Genomic DNA, 9,546 nt, shown 5'->3' with positions numbered 1-9,546 from the left:
CCGGGTCCGCCGGGTCCGCCGCGGCCGCCGTGGCCGCCGGGTCCGCCGGGTCCGCGCCGCTGTCCCTGCCCGCCGGAGCGGTTGTCGCTGCGGCCGGTGGTGTTCGCCATGTCGGTCATCGATTTGCTCCTGTCCAGGGTCTCACGCTCTAGAACTCGAGTCCGCCATCGCGGGCGCCTTTGGCCAACGCGGCGACGCGCCCGTGGTAGAGATAACCGTTGCGGTCGAAGACGGCCTTCTCGATGCCCTTCTCACGGGCCAGCCGGGCGAGGTGGTGCCCCACGCGGTAGGCCGTGGCGCACTTGCCGGCCAGGCCCTCCGGCACCGTCGCCTCGTCGGCCTTGCGGCTGTCCGCGGCGATCAGGGTGCGGCCGACAGCGTCGTCGATGATCTGGGCGTAGATCGACTTGTGGCTGCGGGTCACGGTCAGGCGCGGCCGCTCGGCGGTGCCCGACACCTTCTTGCGCACGCGGAACTTCCGCTTCTGGCGCCCTTCGATCCTGTTCTTCGCTGTGTCTTTCATCTCTGTCGTCCTCCCGAACCGGTCGGGTTGCTGGAACCTGTCACGCTACCGGATGCGTCCCGCTACTTGGCGGCGGACTTGCCGGCCTTCCGGGTGATCTTCTCGCCGACGTAACGGATGCCCTTGCCCTTGTAGGGTTCCGGCTTGCGGTAGGCGCGGATCTCCGCGGCCACCTGGCCCACGCGCTGCTTGTCGAGCCCGCGGATGTCGATGCGGGTCGGCTCGGGGCAGACGATCTCGACGTCGGCCGGGATCGGGTACTCCACCGGGTGGCTGTACTGGAGCTGGAGGTCCAGCACCTGGCCCTTGACCTGCGCGCGGTAGCCCACGCCGATGATCTCGAGCGACTTCATGAAGCCCGTCGTCACGCCGACGACCTGGTTGGCGATCAGGGCGCGCACGAGACCGTGGCGGGCCTTCATGGGCTTGCTTTCGTCCGGGCGGCCGATCTTCAGGCCGCCGTCCTCGAGCCTGTACTCCAGACCCGCGGGAATATGCTGCCGCAGCTCGCCCTTGGGGCCCTTCACGATCGAGGTGTCGCCCTCGATCTCGAAGGTCACGCCCTGCGGGATGCTGATCGGCTTCAGTCCGATGCGCGACATGGTTCAGTCCTCTCTTCCGCGGCTTACCAGACTTCGCAGAGGATCTCGCCGCCCACGCCGTGACGACGGCACTGGTGGTCGGTCATGATCCCCTGGTTCGTGGAGACGATGGCGATGCCGTAGCCGCCCCGAACCTTCGGAATGGCCGTCTTGTCGGCGTAGATCCGCCGACCGGGCTTGCTCACCCGGCGAATGCCCTCGATGACGCCGGTGCGTTTGCCGGCGCGCTCGAAGTACTTCAGCGAGATCCGCACCACGCCCTGGGGGCCCTCGTCGACCGCGACGAAGTCCGCGATGTAGCCCTGCTCCTTGAGCACGGCGGCCACGGCCTTCTTCATGTTCGACGCCGGCACCTCGACTTTGCGGTGCCCGGCCTGGGTGGCGTTGCGGATGCGCGTCAGCATGTCCGCAATGGGATCGGTCATGTTCATGTTCCCAGCTCCTCGCGGTTACCAGCTCGACTTCATCACGCCCGGCAGATCCCCCAGCAGCGCCAGCTGGCGGAAGCAGAGGCGGCAGACGCCGAACTTCCGATAGTAGGCCCGCGGCCGGCCGCAGCGACGGCAGCGGTTGTACGCCCGCACCTTGTACTTTGCCGGCCGGTTGGCCTTGGCGATCAGCGACTTCTTGGCCAATTTGCGTCCTCCTCTAGCGCCGGAAGGGCATGCCCAGCAGGCTCAGCAGTTCCCGTGCTTCCTCGTCGGTGTTCGCGGTCGTCACGAAAGTGACGTTCATGCCCCGCGCCTCGTCGACCTTGTCGAAATCGATCTCCGGGAAGACCGTCTGGTCCTTCAGGCCGATCGTGTAGTCGCCACGGCCGCTGAGCCGCGCCGGCACGCCCCGGAAGTCACGGATGCGGGGCAACGTGAAGTTGATGAAGCGATCCATGAACTCCCACATGCGCTCCCCGCGCAGAGTGACGCAGGCGCCGATGGGCATGCCCGCGCGCAGCTTGAAGTTCGAGATCGACTTCCTGGCCAGCGTCTTCACGGACTTCTGGCCGGCGATGGTCTCGAGGTCCGCCAGGGCGCCCTCGAGAGCCTTCGGGTTCTGGATCGCGCGGCCCATGCCCACGTTCAGCACGATCTTGGTCGGCTTCGGGACCATCATCGGGTTCGTGTACCCGAACTTTTCCTGGAGGGCGGTCCGCACGCTCTCCTCGTAGATCCCCTGCATCCTCGGCTTCGCCATGATCAACATCCTCCTGCCTGTCCGGCTAGTTGGCGAGCATCTCGCCGCACTTCTTGCAGGTCCGCACGCGGGTACCGTCGCCGAGCACGGCCGTGCCGGTGCGCGCCGCCTTGCCGCACTTGGGGCAGATCAGCATCACGTTGGAGGCGTCCACGGGGGCCTCCTTCTCGACGATCCCGCCCTGGGGCGTCCGCTGTGTCTTCTTGGTGTGGCGCTTGATCATGTTGACCTTTTCCACGATCAGGCGGCCGTTCTCCGGGAACACCTTCAGGACCTCGCCCTCGAGGCCCTCGTACTCGCCGCTCAGCACCCGGACCTTGTCCTTCTTCTTGATGTGCATCACAGAACCTCCGGCGCGAGCGAGACGATCTTCATGAACTTCTTCTCGCGCAGCTCGCGGGCCACGGGCCCGAAGATGCGGGTGCCCACCGGCTCGCCGTCGGCGTTGATGATCACGGCCGCGTTCTCGCCGAAGCGGATGTAGGAGCCGTCCTTGCGGCCGATCTCCTTGCGGGTGCGGACCACGACGGCCTTCACCACGGATCCCTTCTTGACGTTGCCGTTCGGGATCGCCGATTTCACCGCGCAGACGATGATGTCGCCGACCCGGGCGTAGCGGCGATTCGTCCCGCCGAGCACGCGGAAGCACATGGCGGTCTTGGCGCCGGAGTTGTCCGCGATGTTCAGTATCGTGTATTCCTGGATCATGTCGTGTCTCCTTGGACTCTACTTCGCCCGCTCGATGATCTCGGCCACCCGCCAGCGCTTGGTCTTCGAGAAGGGGCGCGTGGCCATGAGCTTCACGATGTCGCCGATGCGGCAGTCGTTGGTCTCGTCGTGGGCCGCCAGCTTCATCGACTGGTTGATGATCCGCTTGTACAGGGGGTGCGGGAATCGCCGGTCGACGCGCACGACCACGGTCTTGTCCATCTTGTTGGACACGACCGTGCCGATCCGCGTGGCCCTGAGGTTCCTCTCCGTGTTCGTCATCGCAGTCTCTCCCGGGCCGCGGCTCCCGCCGCGGGCGATGGGGGCGCGGTCAGCGCCCGGACGTCTTCTCGTTGATCACCGTCTTGATGACCGCCAGCTCGCGGCGGGCGGCGCGGACCTGCAGCGGGTTGTCCAGGCGGCGCATCTTCAGCTGCATCCGCAGGTTCAGCAGCTCCTCGGACTTCTCCGAGACGAGCCCCTGCAGCTCCTCGACGGACATCTCCCGCAGATCGTGGGCTTTCATCATCGCGATCACTCCCCGCGCCGGGTGACGACGCGCGTCTTGAAGGGCAGCTTGGCGGCGCCGAGGCGGAAGGCCTCCTTGGCCGACTCCAGGTTCACGCCGTTGACCTCGTACAGGATCCGGCCGGGCTTGATCACGGCGACCCAGTACTCGGGGTTGCCCTTGCCCTTGCCCATGCGCGTCTCGGCGGGCTTCAGGGTGATGGGCTTGTCGGGAAAGACGCGGATCCAGACCTTGCCGACGCGCTTGATGCTGCGGGTGATCGCCACACGGGCGGCCTCGATCTGGCGGCTCGAGGCCCAGCCGCACTCGACGGCCTGGAGCCCGTAGTCGCCGAACGCCACGGTGGCGCCGCGCAGGGTGGTGCCCCGCATGCGGCCCTTGTGCATCTTCCTGAACTTCGTCCTCTTCGGCATCAACATGACTCGTCGTCCTCTCCGGTCGGGCCGATCGGGCGGCCTCGCCCGCGGTGGCTAGGCGCGCTCCTCGTGCACCTGGGAACGCAGCTGCTCCTTGAAATCGGCCGGGAAGATCTCGCCTTTGCAGATCCACACCTTCACACCGATGGCGCCGTAGGTCGTGCGGGCCGTGGTGGTGCCGTAGTCGATGTCGGACCGCAGCGTGTGCAGGGGCACGCTGCCGTCGTGGTAGTTCTCGACGCGGGACATCTCGGAGCCGCCCAGGCGACCGGCGCAGCGGATCTTGATGCCCTTGGCGCCCATGCGCATGGCCGTGGCGATGGACTTCTTCATCGCGCGGCGGAACGAGACGCGGCCCTGGAGCTGCGCGGCGACGTGCTCGGCGACGAGCGGCGCGGAGAGCTCGGGCTTCTTGACCTCTTCGACGTCCAGCTTGACGTTCTTGCCGATCGTCTGCTGCAGCTCGGCGCGCAGCTCGTCGGCGCGCTTGCCCTGCCGGCCGATGACGACGCCGGGCCGGCTGGTCGAGATGATGACGTTCACCTTCTCGCGGTAGCGCTTGATCTTGATCGAGGCGATGCCGGCGCTGCCCACGCGCGCCGTCACGTAGCGCCGCAGCAGCAGGTCTTCCTGCAGCCAGTCCGCATAGCTCTTGTCGCTGAACCACGAAGAGTTCCAGTCCTTGACGATTCCCAAGCGGAATCCGACCGGATGCGTTTTCTGACCCATGCTCGTCCTTTCCTGTGCCGCCTGTCGGGGCGCCCCTGCGGCGCCCGTCCCTGACCCCGTCCTACTGGACGGAGGAAACCGTCACCTGGATGTGGCTGGTCCGCTTGAGGATCCGGTACGCCCGGCCCTGGGCGCGGGGGCGGATCCGCTTCATCGTCGGGCCCTCGTCGATGCGGACCTCCGAGACGATGAAGCCCGAATTCTCGACCCGGGCCTCGGCGCCGCCGGCGACGCGGGCGTTCGCCGTCGCCGAGAGGATCGCCTTGGTGAGCAGGGGCGACGCCTTCTTCGGCGTCAGCCGCAGGATCATCAGGGCCTGATCCACGCGCTTGCCCCGCACCAGGTCGGCCACGATGCGGGCCTTCCGGGCCGAAATCCTGACAAAACGATTGACTGCACGGCCGTCCATGACACCTACCTCCGCCAGTGGCGCACTACTTCTTCTTCTTGTCCTTGCTCGTATGACCGCGGTAGGTCCGCGTCGCCGCGAACTCCCCGAGCTTGTGACCCACCATGTTCTCCTGGACGTAGACCGGGATGAACTGCTTGCCGTTGTGCACGGCAAGGGTGTGGCCGAGGAACTCGGGCACGATCGTCGAGCGGCGCGACCAGGTCTTGACGACCCGCTTCTCACCCTTGTCGTTCATGTCGACGACCTTCTTCATGAGGTGGTCGTCGATGAAGGGACCCTTTTTGATCGAACGAGCCATGCTGCTCCCATCCTTCGTCCCGGGCCTGGCCGGCCGGAGCCGGTCCGCGGTCCTCCGCTACTTCTTGCCCCGCCGCCGCACGATGAAGCGGTCGGACGGCTTCTTGTGACGCGTCTTGAAGCCCTTGGTGGGCACGCCCCAGGGCGTGACCGGGTGCCGGCCGCCCGAGGTGCGGCCCTCGCCGCCGCCGTGCGGATGGTCCACCGGGTTCATGGCCACGCCGCGCACCTTGGGACGGCGGCCGAGCCAGCGGGTCTTGCCCGCCTTGCCGATCACGACGTTCTCGTGCTCGGAGTTGCCGACCTCGCCGATGGTGGCGTAACAGTTGCGATGCACCATGCGCACCTCGCCGCTGGGCAGGCGCAGGGTGACGTAGTCGCCCTCCTTGGCCAGCACCTGGGCGAACGAGCCGGCGCTGCGCACGATCTGGCCGCCGCGGCCGATCTGCAGCTCGACGTTGTGCACCAGGGTGCCCAGGGGCACGCGGTGCAGCGGCAGCGAGTTGCCAACGTTGAACGTGGCGGCCTCGCCGGCCAGCACCGTGTCGTTCACCTTCAGGCCGTTCGGCCAGAGGATGTAGCGCTTCTCGCCGTCCGCGTAGGACAGCAGGGCGATGCGGGCGCTGCGGTTCGGGTCGTACTCGACCGTCGCCACGCGCGCCGGGATATCGCGCTTGTCGCGCTTGAAGTCGATCAGCCGGTAGCGGCGCTTGTGGCCGCCGCCGCGGTGCCGGCAGGTGATGCGGCCGTTGTTGTTGCGCCCGCCCGTCTTGTTGAGGGGCTCGAGCAGCGACTTCTCGGGACGACTCGCGGTCAGCTCGCTGAAGTCGGAGACCGTGCGGAAGCGCTGTCCGGGCGTCACGGGCTTCAGTTTTTTGATGGCCATTGCTACCCCTATCGATCACGCCGCGTCGCGCGCGGCGCCCGCGCTAGACGTTGTCGAAGACGTCGATGCTGTCGCCCTCGGCGAGGGTGACCACGGCCTTTTTCCAGTCGGCGCGCTTGCCGGAGTAGCGGCCCAGCCGCTTGACCTTGCCCAGCATGTTCATGGTGCGCACGCTCTCGACCTTGACTCCGAAGTACAGCTCGACGGCCTGCTTGATCTCGTGCTTGTTGGCCGCGGGAGCGACCTGGAAGAAGAACTGGTTGTACTTCTCCCGCAGGTCCGAGCCCCGCTCCGTGATCAAGGGGCGCTGGATCACCTTGCTCAGGTCCTTCACGCTCCGAACACCTCCTCGGCACCGCTGAGCGACCCCTTGGTGAAGACCAGGTTGTCGGCCCAGAGGATGGTGTACGTGTTGAGATCGACGTGGCGCATGACGCGCACGCCCTGGATGTTCCGCAGCGACTTGTAGACGTTGCCGCCCGAGTCCGGCAGCACCACCAGGGTGTGGCGGCCCTCGGTCGCGATCCCCTTCAGGAGCTTCGCCAGCTCGGCCGTGCGGGGCGCCGCCATGGTGAAGTCCTCCACCACGGCGACCCGCTCGTTGGCGGCGCGGTCGCTCAGCGCGGAGCACAGGGCCAGGCGCTTGACCTTCTTGGGCAGCTTGTAGCCGTAGTCGCGGGGGTGCGGCCCGAAGACGGTGCCGCCGCCGACGCGCACGGGCGACTTGGCGCTGCCCGCGCGGGCGCGGCCGGTGCCCTTCTGGCGGTACAGTTTGCGGCTGGACTTGCAGACTTCGCCGCGCGTCTTGGTGTCGTGCGTGCCCTGGCGCTGGTTGGCCAGGTAGCAGCGCACGGCCTCGTAGAGGGCCTGCTTGTGCACCTCTTGCGCGAACAGCGAATCGGGCAGGTCGACCTTGCCGACCGTCTCGCCGCTGCGGTTGTACAGGTTCGCGGTTGCCATCGTTAGACCTCTGTTCCCTCGTGAGCCGGCCGGGCCGCTCAGCGGCTGACCCGGATGTACACGATCCCGTTCTTGCTTCCGGGCACGCTGCCCTTGACCAGCAGCAGGTTGCGCTCCTGGTCGACCCGGACCACCGACAGGTTCTTCTTGGTCTCCTGCTTGTTGCCCATCTGGCCCGCCATGCTCGTGTTCTTGAGCGAGCGGCCGGGCTTGGTGTGCATACCGGTCGAACCGGACATGCGCACGTTCTTCGAGCCGTGCGAGGCGGGGCCGCGGCCCTGGTTCCAGCGCTTGATGCGCCCCTGGAACCCGAACCCGCGCGTCACGCCGGTCACGTCGACGCGGGCCACGCCCGTGAACAGCGAGACGTCGACCCGGTCGCCGCGGACGTAGGCGTCGCCCTCGTCGAGGGTGAACTCGCCGACGATGCGCAGCGGGCCGGTGCCGGCCTTCTCGAAGTGGCCCTTCTGGGGGCGGGGCGTGTTCTTCGGCTTGAGCGGGCCGAAACCGAGCTGCACGGCGTCGTACTTGTCCGCGCCGGCGGCCGTCTTGACCTGCGTCACGACGCAGGGGCCGGCCTCGATCACCGTCACCGGCACGTGCCGCCCGTCCTCGTCGAAGAGGCGGGTCATGCCGAGCTTCCTGCCGATCATTCCGTTCATGGTTGCTCCCTGGCGCCTTCGACTCAGACCTTGATCTCGACATCGACGCTCGCGGGCAGCGTCAGCTTCTTGAGGAACTCGGTCGTCTGGGGCGTCGAGTTCTCGATCTCGATGAGCCGCTTGTGGACGCGCATCTCGAACTGCTCGCGGGACTTCTTGTCTACGTGGGGCGAGCGCAGCACGCAGTACGTCGAGCGTCGGGTGGGCAGGGGCACCGGCCCCCGCACCAAAGCCCCGGTCCGCAGGGCCGTCTGCACGATCATCAGCGCCGAGCGATCCAGCACCGCGGGCTCGTAGGCCTTCAGGCGGATCTTGATCTTCTGCTTGGCCAAGTCGGTTCTCCTTGTTCTGCGATGGCTACTCCAGCATCGCCGCCGCGCGGCGCCTGCTCACCTGTCGCTGGCCGGCCTCGGAGGGCCGGCCGTCTCTCCGTTACTTCAGGCCGATCACTTCAGGATCTTGGCGACGACCCCGGCGCCCACCGTGCGGCCGCCCTCGCGGATCGCGAACCGCAGGCCCTCTTCCATCGCGATCGGCGTGATCAGCTCGATCGTCATCTTGATGTTGTCGCCCGGCATCACCATCTCCACGCCCTCGGGCAGGTGAGCCGATCCCGTCACGTCCGTCGTCCGGAAGTAGAACTGCGGGCGGTAGCCCGTGAAGAACGGCGTGTGACGGCCGCCCTCCTCCTTCGACAGGATGTAGACTTCGCACTCGAAGTCCGTGTGCGGCTTCACCGAACCCGGCTTGCACACCACCATCCCGCGCTCGATGTCTTCCTTCTTCATCCCGCGCAGAAGCAGGCCCACGTTGTCGCCGGCGATGCCCTGGTCCAGGATCTTGCGGAACATCTCCACGCCCGTGCATACCGTCGACTGCGTGTCGCGCACCCCGACAAGCTCCACCTTGTCGCCCGTGTTCACCACGCCGCGCTCGATGCGGCCCGTCGCCACCGTCCCGCGCCCGGAGATCGAGAACACGTCCTCCACGGGCATCAGGAACGGCTTGTCCAGCTCGCGCACCGGCGTCGGCACGTAGCTCTCCAACGCGTCGATCAGGTCGAAGATGCACTTCGCCTCGGGGCTGTCCGCGTCGCCGCTCTCCAGCGCCTTCAGCGCCGAACCCTTCACGATCGGCACCTCGTCGCCCGGGAACTCGTACTTCGTCAGCAGCTCCCGGATCTCCAGCTCCACCAGCTCCAACAGCTCAGGGTCGTCCACCATGTCGCACTTGTTCATGAACACGACCATGTACGGAACGCCCACCTGGCGGGCCAGCAGGATGTGCTCGCGCGTCTGGGGCATCGGGCCGTCGGCCGCCGACACCACCAGGATCGCGCCGTCCATCTGCGCCGCGCCGGTGATCATGTTCTTCACGTAGTCCGCGTGACCCGGGCAGTCCACGTGCGCGTAGTGGCGCTTCAGGCTCTGGTACTCCACGTGGGCGGTCGCGATCGTGATCCCGCGCTCGCGCTCCTCGGGAGCCTTGTCGATCTGGTCGAACGGAACGTAGTCCGCCAGGCCCTTCTTCGACAGGATCTCCGTGATCGCCGCCGTCAGCGTCGTCTTGCCGTGGTCCACGTGACCGATCGTCCCCACGTTCACGTGTTCCTTCGTCCGTTCGAACTTTGC

At 67.1% G+C, this 9,546-nt stretch carries 19 protein-coding genes; all 19 read right to left on the bottom strand.

Going from position 1 to position 9,546, the window contains the following annotated elements; genetic code table 11:
* Positions 1-148: 148 nt before the first annotated feature.
* Positions 149-523, bottom strand: coding sequence for a 50S ribosomal protein L18 (rplR, locus tag Q7W29_06150; GenBank protein ID MDO9171396.1), 375 nt, complete (start codon positions 521-523; stop codon positions 149-151).
* A gap of 62 nt (positions 524-585) precedes the next feature.
* A complete protein-coding gene (gene rplF / locus Q7W29_06145; protein MDO9171395.1) occupies positions 586-1,125 on the bottom strand; it encodes a 50S ribosomal protein L6 in 540 nt (179 codons plus the stop codon).
* Between the two features lie 23 nt (positions 1,126-1,148).
* Entirely contained in the window at positions 1,149-1,556 is a 408-nt protein-coding gene (gene rpsH, locus Q7W29_06140; GenBank protein MDO9171394.1) for a 30S ribosomal protein S8, read from the bottom strand.
* A gap of 18 nt (positions 1,557-1,574) precedes the next feature.
* Positions 1,575-1,760: a type Z 30S ribosomal protein S14 gene (locus Q7W29_06135; GenBank protein ID MDO9171393.1), complete on the bottom strand. Its 186-nt coding sequence runs from the start codon at positions 1,758-1,760 to the stop codon at positions 1,575-1,577.
* Positions 1,761-1,773: 13 nt separating this feature from the next.
* Positions 1,774-2,316, bottom strand: a complete 543-nt coding sequence (rplE, locus tag Q7W29_06130; protein MDO9171392.1) for a 50S ribosomal protein L5 — start codon at positions 2,314-2,316, stop codon at positions 1,774-1,776.
* A gap of 25 nt (positions 2,317-2,341) precedes the next feature.
* Entirely contained in the window at positions 2,342-2,656 is a 315-nt protein-coding gene (rplX, locus tag Q7W29_06125) for a 50S ribosomal protein L24 (protein ID MDO9171391.1), read from the bottom strand.
* A complete protein-coding gene (gene rplN / locus Q7W29_06120) occupies positions 2,656-3,024 on the bottom strand; it encodes a 50S ribosomal protein L14 (GenBank protein MDO9171390.1) in 369 nt (122 codons plus the stop codon). Before rplN ends, rplX begins: the two co-directional genes overlap by 1 nt.
* 18 nt (positions 3,025-3,042) lie before the next feature.
* Positions 3,043-3,306: a 30S ribosomal protein S17 gene (rpsQ, locus tag Q7W29_06115; protein ID MDO9171389.1), complete on the bottom strand. Its 264-nt coding sequence runs from the start codon at positions 3,304-3,306 to the stop codon at positions 3,043-3,045.
* Between the two features lie 49 nt (positions 3,307-3,355).
* Positions 3,356-3,553, bottom strand: a complete 198-nt coding sequence (gene rpmC / locus Q7W29_06110; GenBank protein MDO9171388.1) for a 50S ribosomal protein L29 — start codon at positions 3,551-3,553, stop codon at positions 3,356-3,358.
* Between the two features lie 5 nt (positions 3,554-3,558).
* Positions 3,559-3,972, bottom strand: coding sequence for a 50S ribosomal protein L16 (rplP, locus tag Q7W29_06105; GenBank protein MDO9171387.1), 414 nt, complete (start codon positions 3,970-3,972; stop codon positions 3,559-3,561).
* Positions 3,973-4,023: 51 nt separating this feature from the next.
* Entirely contained in the window at positions 4,024-4,698 is a 675-nt protein-coding gene (gene rpsC / locus Q7W29_06100) for a 30S ribosomal protein S3 (GenBank protein MDO9171386.1), read from the bottom strand.
* A gap of 61 nt (positions 4,699-4,759) precedes the next feature.
* The gene (rplV, locus tag Q7W29_06095; GenBank protein MDO9171385.1) at positions 4,760-5,107 is read right to left on the bottom strand and encodes a 50S ribosomal protein L22; all 348 of its coding nucleotides are present in this window, start codon (positions 5,105-5,107) and stop codon (positions 4,760-4,762) included.
* Between the two features lie 25 nt (positions 5,108-5,132).
* Positions 5,133-5,408, bottom strand: coding sequence for a 30S ribosomal protein S19 (gene rpsS / locus Q7W29_06090; GenBank protein MDO9171384.1), 276 nt, complete (start codon positions 5,406-5,408; stop codon positions 5,133-5,135).
* Positions 5,409-5,465: 57 nt separating this feature from the next.
* Positions 5,466-6,293, bottom strand: coding sequence for a 50S ribosomal protein L2 (gene rplB, locus Q7W29_06085; protein ID MDO9171383.1), 828 nt, complete (start codon positions 6,291-6,293; stop codon positions 5,466-5,468).
* 43 nt (positions 6,294-6,336) lie between these two features.
* Positions 6,337-6,627: a 50S ribosomal protein L23 gene (locus tag Q7W29_06080; GenBank protein ID MDO9171382.1), complete on the bottom strand. Its 291-nt coding sequence runs from the start codon at positions 6,625-6,627 to the stop codon at positions 6,337-6,339.
* A complete protein-coding gene (rplD, locus tag Q7W29_06075; GenBank protein ID MDO9171381.1) occupies positions 6,624-7,253 on the bottom strand; it encodes a 50S ribosomal protein L4 in 630 nt (209 codons plus the stop codon). Before rplD ends, Q7W29_06080 begins: the two co-directional genes overlap by 4 nt.
* A 38-nt stretch (positions 7,254-7,291) precedes the next feature.
* Positions 7,292-7,915, bottom strand: coding sequence for a 50S ribosomal protein L3 (gene rplC, locus Q7W29_06070; GenBank protein MDO9171380.1), 624 nt, complete (start codon positions 7,913-7,915; stop codon positions 7,292-7,294).
* A 23-nt stretch (positions 7,916-7,938) separates the two neighbouring features.
* Positions 7,939-8,247: a 30S ribosomal protein S10 gene (gene rpsJ, locus Q7W29_06065; GenBank protein ID MDO9171379.1), complete on the bottom strand. Its 309-nt coding sequence runs from the start codon at positions 8,245-8,247 to the stop codon at positions 7,939-7,941.
* 114 nt (positions 8,248-8,361) lie between these two features.
* Positions 8,362-9,546: elongation factor Tu (gene tuf, locus Q7W29_06060; protein ID MDO9171378.1), on the bottom strand; the 1,185-nt coding region annotated here is incomplete at its 5' end.

Source organism: bacterium (assembly GCA_030654305.1).
In the GTDB taxonomy this organism is placed as follows: Bacteria; Krumholzibacteriota; Krumholzibacteriia; order LZORAL124-64-63; family LZORAL124-64-63; genus PNOJ01.
Note: the sequence above shows the minus strand (reverse complement) of the source record. Positions and strands in the feature narration are given on the sequence as shown.